The following is a 19706-nucleotide window of genomic DNA, read 5'->3' as shown; positions in this document are numbered from 1 at the left end:
AGCTTGAGATAGCGCAATTTTTGGTGTGAATATGAAAAAATGTTAACCCTGTAACAGTCGTATCAGCAACGATCCGTTATAGAGGGCATCCTTAACCAGGGCCGCGCCAGCCATCGTTCCCCGGTTAGAAAACTGAGTGCTTTCCACGGCAATATGTCGGCTATAGGCAGGTAACGATTGTTGTCGAATACAATCAGATATTGCCGGAAACAGAATATCCGCAGCCAGGTTGAAGGGGGAGCCGATAAGAATTTTCTGCGGGTTAAAGAGGTTAACCATAATCGCCAGAATCCGCCCGACATGGTTCCCGACGCCGCTGATAATGTCCCGCGCCAGCAAATCCCCCTGCAGAGCGGCCTGACATAGCCATTCAACGCTCAGCGGCTGCTGGTGCAGCATCGAACTCATCGACTTCGCCATACGGATCTGCGCCAGCTCCAGCACGCTTTCCACGCTGGCGATCGTTTCCAGACAGCCATGGTTGCCGCAATAGCAGCGTTTCCCATACGGGTCGACCTGGGTGTGGCCGATCTCGACCAGGCTGCTGCTGCCCGCGTGCAATAGACGGCCGTCGGTGATCACCCCCGCGCCGACGTTATGGTCTATCACCACCTGAATCACATCCCGCGCGCCTCTGGAGGCGCCGAACAGCGATTCGGCCATGGTCCAGGCGCTGATATCGTGCTGAATATAGACCGATACGCCGGTATGGTTGGCTAAGATCTCGCCCAGCGGCATATCCTTAACGTCTTCATAAAAAGGCATCCGGTGGATGATACCGTGCTCGGTGTCGATGATCCCCGGCATGGTAACGGCGATGGCGGTTAAACGCTCCAGCTTCTTTTGGTGACGAATAAAGAACTGGTCAACATGATCGAGTAGCCGGGTCGCAAAAGGCTGAGCGTGCTGTAACGCCAGTTCAAGCTGCTCTTCCACCACCAGCGCGCTGCTTAAATCCCGCAGCGCGAGGTGGAGCTCGCCGCGGCTGATGCGGATAGAGAGGTAGTGCCAGGCTTCCGTTTCCACCATTAAGCCAACGGCAGGCCTTCCCCGGCTACCCGGCTCCTGGATTTCCGTCTCCTGGACCAGATGCGCTTCCAGCATTTCGCGGACGATCTTGGTGATGCTGGCAGGCGCCAGCTGCGCAAAGCGCGAAAGGTCGATGCGCGACACCGGGCCAAGCTGATCAATGAGGCGATAAACCGCGCCCGCGTTGGTCTGCTTAATTTGATCGATATGGCCTGGCTGACTGTCCGCTACCACCGTTGACTCCCTTTATTTTCGCGCTTCGAAATAAACTGATGGCTATGGTGAAGCACTTCAATGGTAATCGTCAAATTTTTGCTTAGCCTTGTGATTTACCGCACATTTTTAGCCGTGATTTGTCTTAAATAACTCACGTGGTGCTGGCAAGCAGTGATTCGCGAAAACGCCGGGCCGCCTGCCCCTGTTCATGATGCTTCGACCACACCAGCCACATTTCCGATACCGCATCCTGCTCTTCGATGGGCAGCCAGCACATTTCCGATAGCTGAACCCGTCTGAATGACGCCGGCAATATCGACACGCCAAGCCCGGCGGCAACCAGTCCGATAATCGTCATCGCTTCCCCCACTTCCTGGGCGATCGTTGGCGTCAGATCGTAGCGCCGCAGCAGGCCGAGAATATCGTCATACAGCCCGGTACCGACATGGGGATCGAAGAACACAAACGGCTCCCGCGCCAGTTCCCGCAGGCTGACGCGCGGCTGGCTCGCCAGCGGATGATCGCGCGGCACCATCGCCAGCAGTGGTTCGCGCAGCACTCTTTCCCAGATCAGGGTTTCCGGCAGTTGGGTATTACGCATCAGCCCCAGATCCAGCGCCCCCTCGTTCAGCGGCACAATCTGCTCGCGCGTGTTGGTTTCCCGCGTTTGAATATGCACATCGGGATAGCGGCGTCGGAAGGTCGATAGCGTATCCGATACCGCCTTAATAAAGGGGGCAGAGGAGGTAAAACCAATGCGCAGTTCGCCGGTTTCGCCCTGATGAAGACGGGCTGCCCGCGCGGCGGCATCGTCCACTTGGGTCAGGATCTGCCGGCTATCGGCGAGAAACTGCCTCCCGGCCTCCGTCAGGCTGACGCTGCGGTTCGTCCGGGCAAACAGACGTGCGCCAATTTGCTGCTCAAGGATTTGAATCTGCTGGCTAAGCGGCGGCTGAGAGATATTTAACCGCGCCGCCGCATGGCCGAAATGGAGCTCTTCCGCCACGGCAATAAAATAGCGGAGGTGACGAAGTTCAATATTCATATCTAAAACGTCTTATTTGAGATTATTAATATATTAGACAGAATATTTACATTTTCCTACTCTGAATAAGTGACTTACTCGGTCGCTCAACTCTCTGTTTATTACCAAGGATTTTTCCGTGAGTCGTACAACTACCGCTGACACCGTCCCGGCAAACGACGTCAGCGACATTATCGCTCCTCAGCCAAACCAGTTTATCAAACGTGGTACCCCGCAATTTATTCGCGTCACCCTCGCCCTCTTTTCCGCCGGACTGGCGACCTTCGCGCTGCTCTATTGTGTTCAGCCGATTCTGCCGGTGCTCTCCAGCGAATTCGGCGTCTCGCCGGCCAGCAGCAGTATCTCGCTGTCGATTTCCACGGCTATGCTGGCAGTCGGCCTGCTGTTTACCGGCCCGTTATCCGACGCCATTGGCCGCAAACAGGTGATGGTGACTGCACTGGTGCTGGCTTCCTGCTGCTCCCTACTGTCAACGATGATGTCCAGCTGGCATGGGATCCTGATTATGCGCGCCCTGATCGGCCTGTCGTTGAGCGGCGTGGCGGCGGTCGGCATGACCTATCTGAGCGAAGAGATCCACCCCAGCGTCGTGGCGTTCTCAATGGGGCTGTATATCAGCGGAAACTCGATTGGCGGCATGAGCGGCCGTCTGCTGACCGGGGTATTCACCGATTTCTTCGGCTGGCGTATCGCGCTGGCGGTCATTAGCGGCTTCGCCCTCGCAGCCGCGCTGATGTTCTGGCGCATCCTGCCGGAGTCGCGCCACTTTCGTCCAACGTCGCTGCGGCCAAAATCGCTGCTGATCAACTTCCGCCTGCACTGGCGCGATCGCGGACTACCGCTGCTATTTCTTGAAGGTTTCTTATTAATGGGGGCATTCGTAACGCTGTTTAACTATATCGGCTATCGTCTGATGCTCTCGCCGTGGTCGCTCAGCCAGGCGGTGGTTGGCCTGCTGTCGGTGGCCTATTTGACCGGAACCTGGAGTTCGCCGAAAGCCGGGGCGATGACCGTTCGCTACGGTCGCGGCCCGGTACTGCTATTCTCCACGGCGGTGATGCTCGGCGGCCTGCTGCTGACCCTGTTCTCGTCCCTGTGGCTAATTTTTATCGGCATGCTGCTGTTCTCAGCGGGCTTCTTCGCGGCGCACTCGGTAGCCAGCAGTTGGATCGGCCCGCGCGCCCGTCGCGCCCGCGGCCAGGCGTCATCGCTCTATTTGTTTAGCTACTATCTGGGTTCCAGCATGGCGGGGACGTTAGGCGGGGTGTTCTGGCATAACTACGGCTGGAACGGCGTCGGCGGGTTTATCGCGCTGATGCTGCTGGCAGCGCTGCTCACCGGCGCGTGTTTGCATAAACGGCTGAAATAACGCGGGTTAACGTGGCCTGTCACGGGCCACGCTTCACCACATCCCCAGTACCGATGACATTCCCAACACCTCTCTAACGGCATCGATTGAAAGCAGAGCAATAAACAGCCAGGTAAACGGATTCATAATCCACCTCGCATAGGCGGGCTGTGCCTGCATTAAGTTTAGCCGCGGTTTAGAGAAAGCGTCTGTTACTTTACGCACATCCGGATTATTTCGAGCCAAACATAAAATACGCAATCGATTAATCCCTACATTATGCTAATAGCCGGCGAGCCGATGCGGGCGGCGATGGGCAGATCGTCTCGGGAGATTTGTGGTGGAAGGCCCCGCATCCCTCGACCCCATCGGCGTATCACGATAGTGTAGAGGCCAACGAAAACCTCTTTTGTTCACTTGCCACCGTCAGAGTGTAAACATGACCGAAAATAAAAATTATCATCAACTTACCCGCACCTTCCAGCGACTCTCCCGCTTCTCGCATCTCTCGGCCATTGCCGGCTGGGATATGTTCGCCATGATGCCGCCCGGCGGCAGCGCGGCCCGCGGCGCGGCGCTCGCCGAGCTCGGCGTTTTGCAGCATCAGATCCTCACCGACAGGAAAGTGGGTGAATGGCTACAGAACGCGCTTCAGGAAGAGCTAAATGATGTGGAACAGGCCAACCTGCGCGAAATGACTCGCCAGTACCAACAGGCGGCGCTGCTGCCGGAAAGCCTGGTGGAAGCCAAATCGCTGGCGGGTAGCCGCTGCGAGCACGCCTGGCGCAGCCAGCGTCCGGCGAACGACTGGCAGGGTTTTGCCGAAAACCTGCGTGAAGTCGTCAAACTGAGCCGCGAAGAGGCGCAGATTCGCGCGGCGGCGAAAGGCGGCTCCCGCTATGACGCCCTGCTGGATATTTTTGAACCGGATATGACCAGCGCCCGTCTGGACGTGCTGTTCGCGGACCTTAAATCCTGGCTTCCTTCGCTGCTGGAAAAAGCGGTCGAGAAGCAGGCACAGACGCCCCTCATCGAACCTCAGGGGCCGTTTCCGATTGCCGACCAGCGCGAGCTGGGGCTGGAGGCGATGCGCGTGCTGGGATTTGATTTTGACGGCGGACGCCTGGATATCAGCGCCCACCCGTTCTGCGGCGGCGTCCCCGAGGATGTGCGTATCACCACGCGCTACAACGAAAACGACCTGCTCAGCGCGCTGTTTGGCGTGATTCACGAAACCGGCCACGCGCGCTACGAACAAAATCTGCCGCGTAACTGGCTCGATCAGCCCATCGCCCTCGCCCGTTCTACGGCGATCCATGAGTCGCAAAGCCTGTTTTTCGAAATGCAGCTTGGCCGCAGCGACGCCTTTCTACAGCGCCTGCTGCCAACGGTACGTCAGTACTTTGGCGAACAGCCGGCCTTTAGTCGCGAAAACTTCATCGCCTGGAATCAGCGCGTCAAGCCGGGCTTTATTCGCGTCGACGCGGATGAGGTGAGCTATCCGGCACACGTCATTCTGCGCTATGAAATTGAACGCGCGCTAATAGATGGCGATATCGAGGTCGATGATATTCCGGCGCTGTGGGACGAAAAAATGCAGCACTGGCTGGGACTTTCCACCACCGGCAACTATCGCGACGGCTGTATGCAGGATATCCACTGGACCGACGGCGGTTTTGGCTATTTCCCTTCCTATACGCTTGGCGCGATGTATGCCGCTCAGCTGATGGCTTCCGCCAGACGGGCGCTACCGCAGCTGGAAAGCGATATCGCCAACGGTAACTTCAGCGCGCTGTTTGACTGGCTGCGGCAAAATATCTGGCAGCACGGTAGCCGTTTTACCACCTCGCAGCTGATTCAGCACGCTACCGGAGAAGACCTTAATAGCGCCTATTTCCGCCAGCACCTTACCTCGCGTTATCTGTAAATCACCGGCGTCGGGCCGCTCCCGACGCCGTGTTCCATCTCTGTCGCAGCGCGTTGTACATACGGTTACACGCCGATACCAAACACTCACGGAAACCTCGATAAGACAAGCATATAGTTCTTTCAACGGCCCCGCAGTGGGGTTGAAACAAGAAACCTTTTCGAGGATATCAGAATGAAAAAAGTATTAGCTCTGGTCGTTGCCGCTGCTATGGGTCTGTCTTCTGTTGCTTTCGCTGCCGATGCTGCCACCACCACAACTCCGGCGCCGGCTGCTGCAACTCACAGCACCACCGCTAAAGCGACCCACCATAAGAAACACCATACCGCCGCTGCCAAACCGGCTGCTGAGCAGAAAGCGCAGGCGGCTAAAAAGCACAAAAAAGCCGCAGCTAAACCGGCTGTGACTCAGAAAGCCCAGGCCGCTAAAAAGCACAAAAAAGCGGAAGCTAAACCGGCCGCAGCTCAGAAAGCCCAGGCCGCTAAGAAACACAAAAAAGCCGCTGCTAAACCAGTAGCTCAGAAAGCGCAGGCAGCTAAAAAACACCACAAAACCACTAAACATCATACCGCTAAACCAGCTGCACAACCGGCTGCTTAATCTCCCGGGTTAAGTTGTGTGATACGATATCGGCGCTGTCTTCAGCGCCGTTTTTTTCTGGAGAGCACCATGCTGCGGCGCTATCGTTTTGAGCTCATCCTGATCCTGCTGATTATCTGCGCGCTGGTCGCCAGCCGTTTTTTCCTTTACTAAAGATGTAGCTGCCACACGTTATATCCCAACCCATAGCTCGCCAGAAGCAGCAGAAAAAGCGCCGAGACCGTCGTCAAACGTTTGGCGCAACGCGCCGTTAACCAACGACGAACCGCCAGAATGTAAAGCGAAAGCACGCTCAGGTCGATCAGCACCCACACCGCCGTCAATACCCCCAGACTGCAGCCGAAACTGTCGGTGATATGAATAAACTGCGGAAAAAAAGCGGCAAAAAAGAGAATATCTTTGGGATTGCTTAATGCGGTCGCGAATCCAGCCATCACCCCGCTACGCTTTTTGGCTACCTGCTGCGTAACGGCATCTTCACGCAGCATTGCCAGCGCCAGCCAAATAATATACAGCGACCCGATCATCGCCAGCAGCGTTAGCGCCCGGGGTTCGACCGCTAGCGCACCGGTCAGCATCGCGGCAGCAGCGGCGAGCAGCAACAGCGACGCCAGATTGCCGCCAATCATCGTCCGCACCGCGCTGGCATAGCCTTCACGCGCCGCCGCGCCTGTTACTAACAACACCACCGGTCCCGGCGTAGCAACCAGCGCCAGAACCGCCAGGGAGTAGGCCATCAGCAAGGAAAGATTCATCAGCTAAGCTCACTATTCAAAATGAAAAGCCTATATTCTTCTTTGATTTCAAAGTTGAAAAACGACTAATAGTGAGCTTGAATGTGAGTTTTACTCAATATAGAACTTCATCAACGATGACCATGCCGCCGCTCTACGCCCTGCGCGCTTTTGAAACCGCCGCTCGCCTTGGATCATTTAGCAAGGCCGCCGCCGCCCTGAACGTGACGCCAGGTGCCGTCAGTCGTCACGTCAGCACCCTGGAGTCATGGTTTGAATGCCGCCTTTTCCTTCGCCATGGGCCAAAAGTCACCCTGACCGACTCCGGAACTCAGCTGGCGAAAGCGCTGGAGGAGAGTTTTTTGTCGATTGAACGGGCCTGCCGGGCACTGCGCCGTCAGGCCGGCAAACTTCGTCTTAAGGCGCCGTCAACGCTCACGATGCGCTGGCTACTGGACGTCCTGCAACTGTTTCGCCAGCAGCACCAGCGCCCGGAAGTAGAAATGAGCAGCCTGTGGATGGACCGCGACAGCGTCGATTTTACCCAAGAGCCGTTCGACTGCGCGATACTGTTAGGGGACGGAAATTTTGGTGAAGAGAATAACCGCAGCCTGCTGTTTGCCGAATGGCTAATCCCGCTTTGCGCGCCGGGTATGGTAGCGCAGGCCAGACAAAATTTGGCGGCCTGTACGCTGATTCATCCCTCAACCGATCGTCGGGACTGGCGGCGCTGGCTGCAGCATGATGAGCGGCCCGCGCCAAATATTGCTCAGGGCATCGTCTTTGATACCCTTGAGCAAGGCACGATGGCGGCGATGAGCGGCCACGGCGTGAGCATTGGCGATCTATTGCTTAATCTACCCGCGATCCGCGCGGGACTGCTGGCCTTGCCTTTCTCTACCGCAATAGCCACCGGCGAAGGCTACTATTTTGTCTGGCCGAAAAATACGCTCAGCCCGCAGCCGATCGCCCTATTGCAGCGTTTTTTAAACCAGCATATTCCCGGCCCGCTCCCCGCAGACGTTATCCGCCAGGGCGCGGCCCCGGATTACAGTACGTGAACCGCCGTCACCAGCAGATAGCCCGTGGCGCCCCAGATCATTGCTGATACCAGCGAAACGTAAACTAATGCACGAATACCTTGTTTAGACATAAATCCTCCCGTATATCGGGTGTTTGATATTGCAGATATCATCGCCGGGATAACATCTCTGTTTGCTCAACAAGGTGGTAGCAATAGCAACGTTTACGGTGAGAAAATGTTTCGCTTTGAAAGTAATTGATAAACAGGTAAAGAAGTCCGCTTATCCTGCAAAGAAATCTCTTTTTTCCCCGCAATATTGGCGCTGTTTAGTCATTAGGGACTTGAGAAAAAGCTGAAGTGGGGATCATTTTATCGCTCCCCGCCGGTTGTACGTTCGGATACACGATTTCTGTTGCTTCCGCGGCCCTTTTCTGCGGAAATAGCGCCGCAGGAAAATGGTGTTAACGTATTGAATTTACGCCATTCATCCGCGAGCGACCGGCGATTTTCGCTGATTTCGCCTGCCGTCTGGCTTAATTAAAATTATTCTTAACTTTCATAAACTTAAATCTGCTGCTACTTTCAATAGACATAATTATCTCCCCAGAGAGTGATATGCGTAGAGACGTCCTGTTATTACTGTGTTCCATTTACCTGTTTCCAGCGCTGGCCCAGGCCGATGATGAAGGCATGAGTGCAAAAGATATTAAGACGCTATTTTTTGGTCATGACGACCGAAAACCGGTCAGCAATCCCACGGACGAACCCTGGGATGCGATTGGGCAACTGGAGACCGCCAGCGGTAATCTCTGTACCGCGACGCTTATCGCCCCCAACCTGGCGCTCACCGCCGGTCACTGCCTGCTGACGCCGCCCAAAGGCAAGCCGGATAAACCCGTCGCGCTGCGCTTTATTTCGCGCAAAGGCGGCTGGGTTTACGAAATTCACGGTATTGAAGGCCGCGTGGACCCTTCGCTGGGCAAACGGCTTAAGGCCGACGGCGATGGCTGGATAGTTCCCAGCGCCGCAGCGCCGTGGGATTTTGGCCTGATCCTCCTGCGCTATGCCCCTTCCGGTATAACGCCGGTACCGATTTTTAGCGGCAGCAAAGCCGATCTGACCGCCGCACTGAAAACGGCAGAACGAAAAGTGACTCAGTCAGGCTATCCGGAAGATCATCTGGATAATCTCTACACCCACGAAGATTGCGTGGTCACCGGCTGGGCGCAAACATCGGTGCTCTCCCATCAATGCGATACGCTACCCGGCGATAGCGGCTCGCCGCTGCTGCTGAAAACCGACGACGGCTGGCAGGTGATCGCGGTACAGAGCTCGGCGCCGGGGGCAAAAGATCGCTGGCGGGCGGACAACCGCGCCATCTCGGTGACCGGTTTTCGCGATAAGCTTGAGGCGCTGGCCGCCCAGTAAGCGGTCAACCTTGCTGCTGACGCAGCTGCAATAACGATGCGACGGGCATCGGTTCGCTGAAGAAGAAACCTTGCAATCTGACGCATCCCGCCCGTCGCAGCAGCGCCAGCTGTTGCTGATTTTCAACGCCTTCCGCCACAACCGTAATGCCCAACGCCCCGGCAATGCGTACGGTACCGCGCACCAGCTCCGCCGCCTGGGTATCCACATCCACCCGCCCGGCCAGTGATTTATCAATTTTGAGACTGTCGAAGCTGAAGCTGCGTAAATAGCCGATACTGGAGTAGCCGGTGCCAAAATCATCGAGCGCCACCGAGATCCCCAGCGACCTTAAATTTTCAATCGCCGCCCGCGCACGCTCGGGATTCTCCAGAACGTAGCTCTCCGTAACCTCTAGCTGCAACCGACGGGCCGGGAAATTGCAGCTGCCCAGCACCTGCACCACCCGCGACTCAAACTCCGGGTCGCGGAACTGCGCCGGAGAGATATTCACCGACAGCAGCAAATCGTCTAAAGGCTGCAGCTCGCTACAGGCGCGTTGCAGAACAAACTGACCAAGCGCGTAGATCAAACCGCTACTTTCGGCAATACCGATAAACGTGTCCGGCGGCAGCGCTCCTTGCGGACGTCGCGGCCAGCGCAACAGCGCTTCCACGCCCTCCATAACCAGCGTATCGGCGTTGACGATCGGCTGGTACCAGACATCAAACTCTTCGTTCTCCAGCCCCTGGCGGATGCCATTTTCGATATTCAGCTGATACTGCCGCGCGTCGCTGAGCGCTTCGTCGTACCAGGTTGTGCGCCCTTTACCGGTTTTTTTCGAGTGGTACATGGCAATATCGGCGCGGCGAAAAAGCTCCGTGCTGGAACAGCTTGCCGGGACACCGCTGGCGATACCGATGCTGGCGGTGATATAAATTTTTCGTTCGTTGAGGATAACGGGGGCTTTTAACAGTTCCAGCACCGCCCAGGCAAAGGCCAACGCCTGATTTACCGCCTGTTCGCCGCTTACGGTCATCGCAAACTCATCGCCGCCCATTCGCGCCAGCATCCCTTCGGGAGGCACGCGCTGCCGAAGCTCTTTAGCAATATGAATAATCAGCGCATCGCCAACATCATGGCCGTAGTTGTCGTTAACATCCTTAAAACCGTCGAGATCGATAAACACCACGCTTTGCGTCTGGTGCTGCGCGTTTTCGCATACCTGATTAAGACGTTCGATCAGCGCCCGCCGGTTTGGTAAACGGCTCAGCCAGTCGGTCATGGCAATATTGCGCGCCAGCTTTTCGCCGCGCGCCAGCTTGTAAAGCCCGAGGCAGCTGAAGAGAATAAACAGCAGGATCAGCCCCGCCGCCACGACGGCGATCAGCCGAATATTGTTTGATGCCGCCCGCGAGGCTTCCGCGCCGGGAAGCCCCGGCTGCCAGCTCAGATAGCCAACGATTTCCCCGGACTGGGTGCGGAGCGGGATACTGTATTCGCCGCTACCTGGCGTGACGTGGAGGTTGCGGATCTGAAACGTATCGCCCAGACGCTCAAGCATTTGCGGATTAATATGACGGGTGATCACCAGATAGCGACGCGTATCATCATATACCTGAAGCCGCCCTGTTGTCGGGCGAATCAGGCCAATGCCAATAAAGGCAATACCGGCGCGGGTTCGGGTGATGCCGGCATAAGCGCTTTTGCCGCTGCGCAGGGCGGCGGCATGCTGCGAGATGAGCGAACGAAAACCGTTGCCGAGAAATTGAGTATCCTGCTCGGTAAAGCTCTCACTGCGAAACGATCCCCACAGCACCCGATAGTGCTGGTCGAGCACGAAAGTGCCGTCATAAAGGTTATTGATCTTAAAGCCGGAACCCCAGGAGTTATAGAGCCATTGCGGATCGAGCCGGTCGGTATAAGTCTGATGCACCGCATCGTCCCAGATAGCGTTATCCATCACCAGCGACAGCACGCGGTTCACCGAGGTTTGCACCGCGCCATCCACCGATAGCACGGAACGATGCTTATCAATTTCGTTTGCTTTCAGGCCGATCAGGTGCTGGCTGAGGTAGAGGAGCGAAATAATGGACACGATTAAGCCGATCCCGGCGAGGACAATCATGATGGTAAGCGTTCTGGCGGAGGGAATATTGCGCCAGCCTGGCAAATGAATCATGTTCTGCCCTCATATCGGCCGGTAGCGAAATACGCCGAACTGGCTCTTTTTTAAGAGTAATACAGAGAGCAGAATTTGCCGCCCGCATCCACAGGCGGCATCATATCAGGCGAGTTTAATTAACACCATGCCGACCACCAGCAGGAGCAGGCCAGCCCAGCCTTTATGATTCAGGCGCTGGCCAAACAGCACCCAGCCGGCGGCAATGGTCGCCGCGATACCGAAACCGCCCCACAGGGCATAGGCCACCGACAGGTCAATCCCTTTGACCGCCTGCGAAAGCGCGCTAAAGGCGCCAAGAACCGCCGCCAGCGACATAAGGCCATAGAACTTACGTCGAAAACCGTCGGAAAACTTCAGAAAAACGTTGGCCATAATTTCCAGCGCGATAGCCAGCGCCAGCCAGGCGGCATGGACCCACTCAAACTGTTGCATGAGTTTTCTCCTTGCCCGATTTCACCGCTTTCTGCGTTCCCGATTTAATCAATACAATCCCGGCGACCAGGGTAACCAGACCGGCGATTTTTATCGTCGACAGCGTTTCATCAAACAGCAGAACGCTGAAAATCGTGATCAGTAAAATGCCGATCCCTTCCCATAGGGCATAGGCCACGCCGAGGGCGATTTTTTTCACGGCGAAAGCCAGGAAAATATAGGAAAGCGCAATCATCACCAGCATTAAAATAAAACCAGTATGGCCGCCGCTTACGCTTGCCCATTTCATCGACAAAGTGCCGGTAATTTCAGCAACGATAGCTAAAGCTAATAATATCCAATAAAACATGATCCCTTCTCCTGCTTGAGAATATAATCCATTAGGGCTTACAGCGAAGTAAACCGGAAAAATTCTGACGTTAGTTTAGCCGTGCGCAGCGCGCCAGCTCAGGCAGAGAGAAGAAGACTAAAGCGCCGAGCGCCAGTGCTGCTCGCCGAGGAAGCGGGAGTTAGAGTGGGAGACTGCAGGGTGAAGCGAAATATACATCCTGAACTGATTGTCCATAAAATTACAATTATCCGCGGTATTGCTTCTCATCATTTGCGGATGAAAATTGTCCTCTGTAGTTATACACACGCAGATTTGTACCATAACGCCACATTTAACTCAAAGTCTTTGCAGTTCTTTACCTCGGCTATTTGATTTGGATTAGTTTTTTCCGATAGCAAACGCCATTATGATATCGTTCCAGCCATTATTTATTAATGGGTCGTTTTTTTTCATTTTAACTGAGGCGACGCGTTGAGACGCCGACTTTGCCAACGTCTACAATGACTCATATTAGACCCCATTTTTTCTCTCGCAGGGAGCGGTATGGCCAAACCCATCATCACGCTTAACGGCTTAAAAATAGTCATCATGCTCGGCATGCTGGTTATCATCCTTACAGGCATCCGCTTCGCGGCGGATATTATCGTGCCTTTTGTGCTGGCTATCTTTCTGGCGGTGGTGATTAACCCGCTGGTTCAACTGATGGTGCGCTGCCGGGTGCCGCGGGTGCTGGCGATTTCGCTCCTGGTCGGCGTGATTGTCCTGCTGGCCGTGGTGCTGCTGGCCTCGCTCGGCACCTCGCTTAACGAGCTTGCGCGCACCCTGCCGCAGTATCGCAACTATCTCTATGAACCGATGCAGACCGTCGCGCCGTGGCTACAGCGCTTCGGCTTTACCGTGTCGGTGGTGGAACTGAATAAATATATAGACCCCAACGCGGTGATGACCCTGGTAACCGGGCTGCTTACCCAGCTTTCCAACGCGATGTCCTCTATCTTCCTGCTGCTGCTGACGGTGGTGTTTATGCTGCTGGAAGTGCCGCAGCTTCCCGCGAAGCTGCAGCAGCTGATGTCGCGGCCAGTGGAGGGAATGGGCGCGATTCAGCGCGCGCTGGATAGCGTCTCTCACTATCTGGTGCTTAAAACCGCCATTAGCCTGGTAACCGGGCTGGTGGTCTGGGGAATGCTGGTGCTGCTGGACGTCCGCTTTGCCTTTATGTGGGGACTGCTGGCTTTTGCGCTCAACTACATTCCCAATATCGGTTCGGTTCTCGCGGCTATCCCGCCGATCCTGCAGGTACTGGTATTTGGCGGTCTGTACGAAGCGCTGGTGGTCCTGGCGGGCTATCTGGTGATTAACCTGGTGTTCGGCAATATTCTTGAACCGCGCATTATGGGCCGCGGGCTTGGGCTATCGACGCTGGTGGTCTTCCTGTCATTGATATTCTGGGGCTGGCTGCTGGGCCCGGTGGGGATGCTCCTCTCGGTACCATTGACGATTATTGTCAAAATCGCTCTCGAACAGACGGTGGCCGGGCAGAGTATTGCTTTCCTGCTGAGTGATTTAAGTAAAAACTAACTACATTGATCGCGGCTCCCCGGGCAGATGCTGGCGCATCTGTCCGGGCTACCGGCGCGTAGACGACCCTTAACCTGTAGCCGGCTAAACGCAGTGCGAGCCGGGAAGCCGCGCCAATGCCTCAACCCGGTACGTCCCCCACTCGTAGACCAATCATTCGCAGCCATTATTGATCGACATCACATCTCTGCCCCGCCATTCATTACTCTTACGCTAACGATTCGCCATCGGCCTTAATTGATACCCACCACCTCGGGACGCACACTTACACCCACACCAGGACAATCAAAACGATTTGTCGAATCAGGAGGTTAATAATGAATGCCGAACAAACGACGGGGAGAGTCTGGAACCGTCGCCGTACGGAAAAACAGCGGCGACTGGCCGAGGCGAAGATCTCCGGCAAAGTGATCCCCAATGACCAGCTGGTTGCCGTACTGGAACATCTGCTGGCCCCCGGCGACCGGGTGGTACTGGAAGGCAATAACCAGAAACAGGCAGATTTCCTTTCGCGGATGCTGGCGGAGGTTAACCCGCAAAAAATTCACGACCTGCATATGATTATGCCGAGCGTCGGGCGCAGCGAGCACCTGGACCTTTTCGAAAAAGGCATCGCCCGCAAGCTCGATTTCTCTTTTTCCGGTACCCAAAGCCTGCGTATTTCGCAGCTGCTGGAAGATGGCCTGCTGGAAATCGGCGCGATTCACACCTATATCGAACTTTACTCCCGCCTGTACGTGGATCTGTCGCCGAACGTGGCGCTGATCGCCGGTTATAAAGCTGACCGCAAGGGCAACCTCTACACCGGGCCAAGCACCGAAGACACTCCGGCGCTGGTGGAAGCCGCCGCGTTCCACGACGGCATCGTCATTGCGCAGGTCAACGAACTGGTTGATGACGAGTGCGATCTGCCGCGCGTGGACATCCCCGGTTCGTGGATTGACTATATCGTTGTCGCCGATAAACCATTTTTTATCGAGCCGCTGTTTACCCGCGACCCGCGTCTGATTAAGCAGGAGCATATCCTGATGGCGATGATGGCGATTAAAGCCATCTACGCCGAGCATCAGGTGCAATCCCTGAACCACGGGATCGGCTTTAACACCGCCGCTATCGAACTGCTGCTGCCGACCTACGGCGAACGGCTCGGCCTGAAGGGCAAAATCTGTAAACACTGGACGCTGAACCCTCACCCGACCCTTATTCCGGCCATTGAAAGCGGTTGGGTCGAGAGCGTGCACTGCTTCGGCGGCGAGTTGGGAATGGAAGAGTACATTCGCGCACGCCCGGATATCTTCTTTACCGGCGCCGACGGCTCCATGCGTTCCAACCGCGCGTTTTGCCAGCTGGCGGGACAGTATGCGGTGGATATGTTTATCGGCTCGACCCTCCAGGTTGACGGCTACGCCAACTCCTCGACGGTAACCCGCGGCCGCCTCTCCGGCTTCGGCGGCGCGCCGAATATGGGCCACGACCCGCACGGCCGCCGTCACGCCACCCCGGCGTGGCTCAACATGATTACCGAACCGGACCCGATGCAGCGCGGTAAAAAGCTGGTCGTTCAGATGGTGGAAACCTTCCAGGCGGGCGTGAAGCCAACCTTCGTGGAAAAACTCGACGCCGTTGAAGTGGCCAAAACCTCCGGGATGCCGCTGGCGCCGGTAATGATTTACGGCGATGACGTCACCCACGTGCTGACCGAGGAAGGCATTGCCTATCTCTATCGGGCGGAAAGCCTTGAAGAGCGCCGGGCAATGGTCGCAGCGGTAGCGGGGATCACCGACATCGGCCTCGGCGTGGACGCCAAACGCGTGGCCGAACTGCGCCAAAGCGGCAAAGTCGTCTATCCGGAAGATATCGGTATCCGCCGCAGCGACGCCACCCGTTCCCTGCTCGCCGCCGGCAGCGTAGCCGACCTGGTTGAGTGGTCCGACGGGCTTTACAACCCGCCGGCAAAATTCCGGAGCTGGTAATGAAAAAACTCTCTTCCCAAATTGCCGAAACCCGCGCCCGCTGGCTGGCCCAAACTGCCAGCATCTGCCTGATTGACGAAGCAAGACTCAGCCCCAAACCGGGTCTGGTCGACAGTCGCGGCAACGGCGCGCATCAGGACCTGAACCTGGCGCTGATGGAGCGCTCCGCCCGTAGCCTGCAGCCAACGTTTCATGCGCTGGCACAGCAGAGCTGGCGGCGACCGGCGGATATCGCCCTGCGCGAAACCGTCGGCCGTCTGGGACGCGAAGGCGAAGCGCAGATGATGCAGGCGACCTCGGGAGTCAATACCCACCGCGGCGCTATCTGGGCGATGGGCCTGCTGGTGAGCGCGACGGCGATGCTCGGGGGAGAGGGTCATGCACAAAGAATTACGGAAACCGCCGCCGCCCTCGCCCGTCTGCCGGACGCCGGCGCGCCAAAGACCTTCAGTAAAGGCCTGCTCGCCAGCCGCCGCTGGCAGGTTCCGGGCGCACGGGAAGAAGCGCAGCGCGCTTTCCCGCATATCACCACCCTGGCGCTGCCGCAGCTATTGCGCAGCCGGACCGAAGGGGCCAGCGAGGAGCAGGCCCGTCTCGACGCGCTGATGGCGATTATGACCTCGCTTAGCGATACCTGCGTGCTCTCCCGCGCGGGGATGGCGGGTCTTGAGGCAATGCGGCAAGGCGCAGGCGAGGTGCTGGCCGCCGGAGGATGTGCAACGGTCCTGGGGCGAGCCGCGCTGGCGCGTCTTGATGCGCAGATGCTGGCGCAGAACGCCTCGCCGGGTGGCGCGGCGGACCTTCTTGCCGCCACCCTGTTTCTCGACCGGGTTTCCGCTTAACGCATTCAGAGGATGTTATGGAACAGATTAAATTGTCATTCCCTGCCAACCGCGCCCTCAGCGGCAAAGCGCTGGCAGGCGTAGTTGGCTCCGGCGATATGGAAGTGCTCTACACCGCCGGGCAGAGCAATACGCTCAATGTGGAGATCACCACCTCCGTGGATAACAGCCTGGCGCGCTGGAACGCGCTGTTCGAACGGCTGAGCCTGATTAACGGTCTCCCCGGTGGAGAGCTGGTCATCCACGACTTTGGCGCCACCCCCGGCGTCGCGCGGATCCGCATTGAACAGGTATTTGAGGAGGTGGCTCATGCGTAACGATCGCAGCTTTATTGAACTCCGCGCCCGCGAACGCGCCCGTCTCCTGCTGGATGACGGCAGCTATCGAGAACTGCTGGACCCGTTCGAAGGCATCATGTCGCCGTGGCTGGGCGCACAGGGCATCGTCCCGCAGTCCGACGACGGTATGGTGGTCGCGAAAGGTACCATTAACGGCCAGCCCGCGGTGGTTATCGCTATTGAAGGCACCTTCCAGGGCGGCAGCATGGGCGAAGTCTCCGGCGCGAAAATGGCTGCCGCCCTTGAGCTGGCGGCGGAAGATAACCGCAACGGTATTCCTACCCAGGCGGTGCTGTGCCTGGAAACCGGCGGCGTGCGCCTGCAGGAGGCCAACCTGGGGCTTGCCGCCATCGCTGATATTCATGCCGCGATTGTCGATCTGCGCCGCTATACCCCGGTGGTCGGTATTGTCGCCGGAACCGTTGGCTGCTTCGGCGGGATGTCCATCGCCGCGGCGCTGTGCAGCTACCTGATTGTCACCCGTGAAGCGCGTCTGGGGCTCAACGGACCGCAGGTTATCGAACAGGAAGCGGGGATTGAAGAGTACGACTCCCGCGACCGTCCGTTTATCTGGAGCATGACCGGCGGCGAAATTCGCTACGCCAGCGGTCTGGTGGATGCCCTGGTCGGCGACGGCGTTAACGCGGTGAAAGCCGCAATGAACGAGGCGATAGCCAAAGGCGTTCCCGCCCGGCATCGCAGCGACAATTATGAGGATTTCCTGACCCGTTTGACCCGCTTCGATACCCGCCAGCAGGCGGATACCGCGCAGATCAAACAGCTATTCGCCCGGGAGGAGAAATAATGAGCCAGTTCACAAATCGCGCCGCGCTGTGGCTAAACCAGCTGGCACCGAACGCCCCGCTAATGACCGGTCTGTGCCCCTCGGTGCAGGTTGCCGACGCCGATTGTAACGGTGAAACCGCCCGTTTTATCGCCGTGGTGCCGGATGCCAATAACCATTACCCGCGCGCCGCCAACGGCGAAGTCGGCCTGCTTGAAGGCTGGACGCTGGCGAAAGTGGTCAACGAAACTATCGACGCCGATGCGGATAAAACGGTGAAGCGCCCGATTATTGCGGTCATTGATGTCCCCAGCCAGGCCTACGGCCGTCGTGAAGAAGCCTTTGGTATTCATCAGGCGCTGGCCGGCGCGGCGGGCGCGTATGCGAAGGCGCGTCTTGCCGGGCATCCGGTGATTGGCCTGATTGTCGGCAAAGCGATGTCCGGGGCGTTTCTGGCCCACGGTTACCAGGCCAATCGCCTGATCGCCTTTAATGACGCCGGCGTACTGGTGCACGCCATGGGCAAAGAATCCGCCGCGCGTATCACGCTACGTAGCGTTGAGGCGCTGGAGAAACTGGCGGCCACCATCCCGCCGATGGCTTATGACGTCAGCAACTACGCGACGCTTGGCCTGCTCTCCGCCCTACTGGATATCAGCAATCCTGACGCACCGGACACCCGCGATCTGACGCTGGTCACCGATACCCTGCGCGACGCCATCGCTGACGCCCGTCGTGATGCCTCACTGAAGTGCCGCCTTGGCGCAGAGAACCGCCGTAGTTCCCAACGAGTGCGCGATCGCATGCGCGCCAGCTGGTAGTCCAGTCCCTAAGTAGAAGAAAACCTGCCGGAAGCGGCCGCCTGAGGCACCGATAGCGTGCCTCAGGAAGAGACCGCTTTTAGAAATTATAACAATCGCGCCAGTACTCTATTTTATTAACAGGTGATTTATGACTTATGTGATTATTCATGCCCTCGCGCCGATTTTTGTCATCATGCTGCTGGGCTTCTGGGCCGGTAAGGCCAAAATGGTCGATAACAAAAACGTCTCGTTACTCAACATTTTCGTAATGGATTTCGCCCTGCCCGCGACGCTGTTTAGCGCCACGGTGCAAACCCCCTGGAACGGTATCGTCGCGCAATCGCCGCTGGTACTGGTGCTCACCGGGGCGATGTGGATTACCTATGCGGCCATTTACTTCCTCGCCACCCGCGTCTTTAAGCGCTCGCCGCAGGATGCCGCCGTGCTCACCCTGACCGTAGCGCTGCCGAACTACGCCGCCCTGGGTCTGCCGATTCTGGGCAGCGTGCTCGGCGAAGGCGCGTCAACCTCACTCTCCGTCGCCGTTTCCATCGCCTGCGGCTCGGTACTGATGACGCCGTTCTGCCTGCTGATTCTGGAGCGTGAAAAAGCGCTCGCCGCCGGAGAGAACAGCGGTTCAACGCTGGCGATGCTGCCGGTACTGATGTGGCGTTCGGTCAAAAAACCGATTGTCTGGGGTCCGCTACTGGGGGTTGTGCTCTCGGCGATCGGTATCAAAATGCCGGATCTGCTGCTGGCCTCTATCAAACCGCTGGGCCTGGCGGCGACCGCCGCGGCGCTGTTCCTCACCGGGGTGATTCTGTCAGCGCGCAAGCTGCAGCTCAATACGCTGATTGCCACCTCTACCGTTGTTAAACTGCTGGTGCAGCCGTTTATCGCCTGGGGTCTGGTGATGCTGCTGGGGCTGCACGGTTCTATCGCCATTACCGCGATTCTGATGATTGCCCTCGCGGCCGGTTTCTTCGGCGTGGTCTTCGGCAACCGCTTTGGCGTGCAGTCGCCGGATGCGGAAGCGGTGCTGCTGTTAAGCTCGGTTCTGTGTATCCTGTCGCTACCGCTGTTTATCACTTTAACTTCAGGGATCTAACG

20 protein-coding genes are annotated in these 19706 nt (G+C 57.3%); 13 read left to right on the top strand and 7 right to left on the bottom strand.

Annotation, left to right across the window (positions count from 1 at the left end; genetic code table 11):
- Positions 1-42: 42 nt before the first annotated feature.
- Both mlc and EGY08_RS29000 read right to left on the bottom strand, forming a co-directional pair.
- Positions 43-1263 carry a sugar metabolism global transcriptional regulator Mlc gene (mlc, locus tag EGY08_RS29005; RefSeq protein WP_004119699.1) on the bottom strand — a complete coding sequence of 407 codons (1221 nt, stop codon included), beginning with the start codon at positions 1261-1263 and terminating at the stop codon, positions 43-45.
- A 133-nt stretch (positions 1264-1396) separates the two neighbouring features.
- Positions 1397-2290, bottom strand: coding sequence for a LysR family transcriptional regulator (locus EGY08_RS29000; protein ID WP_004119698.1), 894 nt, complete (start codon positions 2288-2290; stop codon positions 1397-1399).
- A 118-nt stretch (positions 2291-2408) separates the two neighbouring features.
- On the opposite strand from EGY08_RS29000, the gene EGY08_RS28995 reads away from it, so the two are divergent.
- Positions 2409-3659, top strand: a complete 1251-nt coding sequence (locus tag EGY08_RS28995) for an MFS transporter (RefSeq protein WP_049112564.1) — start codon at positions 2409-2411, stop codon at positions 3657-3659.
- A 33-nt stretch (positions 3660-3692) separates the two neighbouring features.
- On the opposite strand, the gene EGY08_RS30915 is transcribed toward EGY08_RS28995, so the two are convergent.
- Positions 3693-3785, bottom strand: a complete 93-nt coding sequence (locus EGY08_RS30915; protein ID WP_004119695.1) for a KPN_01571 family protein — start codon at positions 3783-3785, stop codon at positions 3693-3695.
- A 292-nt stretch (positions 3786-4077) separates the two neighbouring features.
- Here EGY08_RS30915 and EGY08_RS28990 point away from each other — a divergent pair, with 292 nt between their 5' ends.
- The 3 genes from EGY08_RS28990 (at position 4078) to EGY08_RS31275 (ending at position 6318) form a co-directional block, all read left to right on the top strand.
- On the top strand, positions 4078-5565 hold the full coding sequence (locus EGY08_RS28990) for a carboxypeptidase M32 (protein ID WP_004119693.1): 1488 nt from the start codon (positions 4078-4080) through the stop codon (positions 5563-5565).
- 174 nt (positions 5566-5739) lie between these two features.
- Positions 5740-6165 (top strand): acid resistance repetitive basic protein Asr, encoded by a 426-nt coding sequence (gene asr, locus EGY08_RS28985; protein ID WP_004135622.1) that lies wholly within the window; start codon positions 5740-5742, stop codon positions 6163-6165.
- Positions 6166-6183: 18 nt separating this feature from the next.
- A complete protein-coding gene (locus EGY08_RS31275) occupies positions 6184-6318 on the top strand; it encodes a hypothetical protein (RefSeq protein WP_255256974.1) in 135 nt (44 codons plus the stop codon).
- Here the strand turns inward: EGY08_RS31275 and EGY08_RS28975 are convergent.
- Positions 6315-6920 (bottom strand): LysE family translocator, encoded by a 606-nt coding sequence (locus tag EGY08_RS28975; RefSeq protein ID WP_004119690.1) that lies wholly within the window; start codon positions 6918-6920, stop codon positions 6315-6317. The genes EGY08_RS31275 and EGY08_RS28975 overlap by 4 nt on opposite strands.
- 116 nt (positions 6921-7036) lie before the next feature.
- Here EGY08_RS28975 and EGY08_RS28970 point away from each other — a divergent pair, with 116 nt between their 5' ends.
- Both EGY08_RS28970 and EGY08_RS28965 read left to right on the top strand, forming a co-directional pair.
- Positions 7037-7960, top strand: a complete 924-nt coding sequence (locus EGY08_RS28970; RefSeq protein WP_004119689.1) for a LysR substrate-binding domain-containing protein — start codon at positions 7037-7039, stop codon at positions 7958-7960.
- A 578-nt stretch (positions 7961-8538) separates the two neighbouring features.
- Complete coding sequence (locus tag EGY08_RS28965) at positions 8539-9351, top strand: trypsin-like serine peptidase (protein WP_004119687.1); 813 nt, start codon at positions 8539-8541, stop codon at positions 9349-9351.
- Positions 9352-9355: 4 nt separating this feature from the next.
- On the opposite strand, the gene EGY08_RS28960 is transcribed toward EGY08_RS28965, so the two are convergent.
- From EGY08_RS28960 to mdtJ, 3 genes are all read right to left on the bottom strand, one after another.
- Positions 9356-11512, bottom strand: coding sequence for a putative bifunctional diguanylate cyclase/phosphodiesterase (locus EGY08_RS28960; RefSeq protein ID WP_123829302.1), 2157 nt, complete (start codon positions 11510-11512; stop codon positions 9356-9358).
- A gap of 105 nt (positions 11513-11617) precedes the next feature.
- On the bottom strand, positions 11618-11947 hold the full coding sequence (gene mdtI, locus EGY08_RS28955) for a multidrug/spermidine efflux SMR transporter subunit MdtI (RefSeq protein ID WP_004119685.1): 330 nt from the start codon (positions 11945-11947) through the stop codon (positions 11618-11620).
- Positions 11934-12296: a multidrug/spermidine efflux SMR transporter subunit MdtJ gene (gene mdtJ, locus EGY08_RS28950; protein WP_004119684.1), complete on the bottom strand. Its 363-nt coding sequence runs from the start codon at positions 12294-12296 to the stop codon at positions 11934-11936. Before mdtJ ends, mdtI begins: the two co-directional genes overlap by 14 nt.
- A 525-nt stretch (positions 12297-12821) precedes the next feature.
- On the opposite strand from mdtJ, the gene EGY08_RS28940 reads away from it, so the two are divergent.
- From EGY08_RS28940 to EGY08_RS28910, 7 genes are all read left to right on the top strand, one after another.
- Positions 12822-13856, top strand: a complete 1035-nt coding sequence (locus tag EGY08_RS28940; RefSeq protein ID WP_004119683.1) for an AI-2E family transporter — start codon at positions 12822-12824, stop codon at positions 13854-13856.
- Between the two features lie 317 nt (positions 13857-14173).
- Positions 14174-15829, top strand: a complete 1656-nt coding sequence (gene mdcA / locus EGY08_RS28935; protein ID WP_123829301.1) for a malonate decarboxylase subunit alpha — start codon at positions 14174-14176, stop codon at positions 15827-15829.
- Positions 15829-16671 carry a triphosphoribosyl-dephospho-CoA synthase gene (locus EGY08_RS28930; protein WP_123829300.1) on the top strand — a complete coding sequence of 281 codons (843 nt, stop codon included), beginning with the start codon at positions 15829-15831 and terminating at the stop codon, positions 16669-16671. Before mdcA ends, EGY08_RS28930 begins: the two co-directional genes overlap by 1 nt.
- A 17-nt stretch (positions 16672-16688) precedes the next feature.
- Entirely contained in the window at positions 16689-16988 is a 300-nt protein-coding gene (gene mdcC / locus EGY08_RS28925) for a malonate decarboxylase acyl carrier protein (RefSeq protein WP_004119678.1), read from the top strand.
- Complete coding sequence (locus EGY08_RS28920) at positions 16981-17814, top strand: biotin-independent malonate decarboxylase subunit beta (RefSeq protein WP_123829299.1); 834 nt, start codon at positions 16981-16983, stop codon at positions 17812-17814. The genes mdcC and EGY08_RS28920 overlap by 8 nt, the downstream gene beginning before the upstream one ends.
- Complete coding sequence (gene mdcE, locus EGY08_RS28915; RefSeq protein ID WP_004119676.1) at positions 17814-18614, top strand: biotin-independent malonate decarboxylase subunit gamma; 801 nt, start codon at positions 17814-17816, stop codon at positions 18612-18614. The genes EGY08_RS28920 and mdcE overlap by 1 nt, the downstream gene beginning before the upstream one ends.
- A 130-nt stretch (positions 18615-18744) precedes the next feature.
- Positions 18745-19704: an AEC family transporter gene (locus EGY08_RS28910; protein WP_004119674.1), complete on the top strand. Its 960-nt coding sequence runs from the start codon at positions 18745-18747 to the stop codon at positions 19702-19704.
- Positions 19705-19706: the final 2 nt, after the last annotated feature.

This window comes from Klebsiella sp. FDAARGOS_511 (genome assembly GCF_003812845.1).
Taxonomy (GTDB): Bacteria; Pseudomonadota; Gammaproteobacteria; order Enterobacterales; family Enterobacteriaceae; genus Klebsiella; species Klebsiella grimontii.
This window is presented reverse-complemented; position numbering and strand designations above follow the sequence as displayed.

Excerpts from the sequence above, each read along its gene's own strand:
- EGY08_RS28910 (WP_004119674.1), top strand. The coding sequence starts at position 18,745 with ATGACTTATGTGATTATTCATGCCCTCGCGCCGATTTTTGTCATCATG.
- EGY08_RS28970 (WP_004119689.1), top strand. The coding sequence starts at position 7,037 with ATGACCATGCCGCCGCTCTACGCCCTGCGCGCTTTTGAAACCGCCGCT.
- EGY08_RS28920 (WP_123829299.1), top strand. The coding sequence starts at position 16,981 with ATGCGTAACGATCGCAGCTTTATTGAACTCCGCGCCCGCGAACGCGCC.
- mdtJ (WP_004119684.1), bottom strand. The coding sequence starts at position 12,296 with ATGTTTTATTGGATATTATTAGCTTTAGCTATCGTTGCTGAAATTACC.
- asr (WP_004135622.1), top strand. The coding sequence starts at position 5,740 with ATGAAAAAAGTATTAGCTCTGGTCGTTGCCGCTGCTATGGGTCTGTCT.
- EGY08_RS30915 (WP_004119695.1), bottom strand. The coding sequence starts at position 3,785 with ATGAATCCGTTTACCTGGCTGTTTATTGCTCTGCTTTCAATCGATGCC.
- mdcE (WP_004119676.1), top strand. The coding sequence starts at position 17,814 with ATGAGCCAGTTCACAAATCGCGCCGCGCTGTGGCTAAACCAGCTGGCA.
- EGY08_RS29000 (WP_004119698.1), bottom strand. The coding sequence starts at position 2,290 with ATGAATATTGAACTTCGTCACCTCCGCTATTTTATTGCCGTGGCGGAA.
- EGY08_RS28975 (WP_004119690.1), bottom strand. The coding sequence starts at position 6,920 with ATGAATCTTTCCTTGCTGATGGCCTACTCCCTGGCGGTTCTGGCGCTG.
- EGY08_RS28940 (WP_004119683.1), top strand. The coding sequence starts at position 12,822 with ATGGCCAAACCCATCATCACGCTTAACGGCTTAAAAATAGTCATCATG.
- EGY08_RS28965 (WP_004119687.1), top strand. The coding sequence starts at position 8,539 with ATGCGTAGAGACGTCCTGTTATTACTGTGTTCCATTTACCTGTTTCCA.
- EGY08_RS28990 (WP_004119693.1), top strand. The coding sequence starts at position 4,078 with ATGACCGAAAATAAAAATTATCATCAACTTACCCGCACCTTCCAGCGA.
- mdtI (WP_004119685.1), bottom strand. The coding sequence starts at position 11,947 with ATGCAACAGTTTGAGTGGGTCCATGCCGCCTGGCTGGCGCTGGCTATC.
- EGY08_RS28960 (WP_123829302.1), bottom strand. The coding sequence starts at position 11,512 with ATGATTCATTTGCCAGGCTGGCGCAATATTCCCTCCGCCAGAACGCTT.
- mdcC (WP_004119678.1), top strand. The coding sequence starts at position 16,689 with ATGGAACAGATTAAATTGTCATTCCCTGCCAACCGCGCCCTCAGCGGC.
- EGY08_RS28930 (WP_123829300.1), top strand. The coding sequence starts at position 15,829 with ATGAAAAAACTCTCTTCCCAAATTGCCGAAACCCGCGCCCGCTGGCTG.
- mdcA (WP_123829301.1), top strand. The coding sequence starts at position 14,174 with ATGAATGCCGAACAAACGACGGGGAGAGTCTGGAACCGTCGCCGTACG.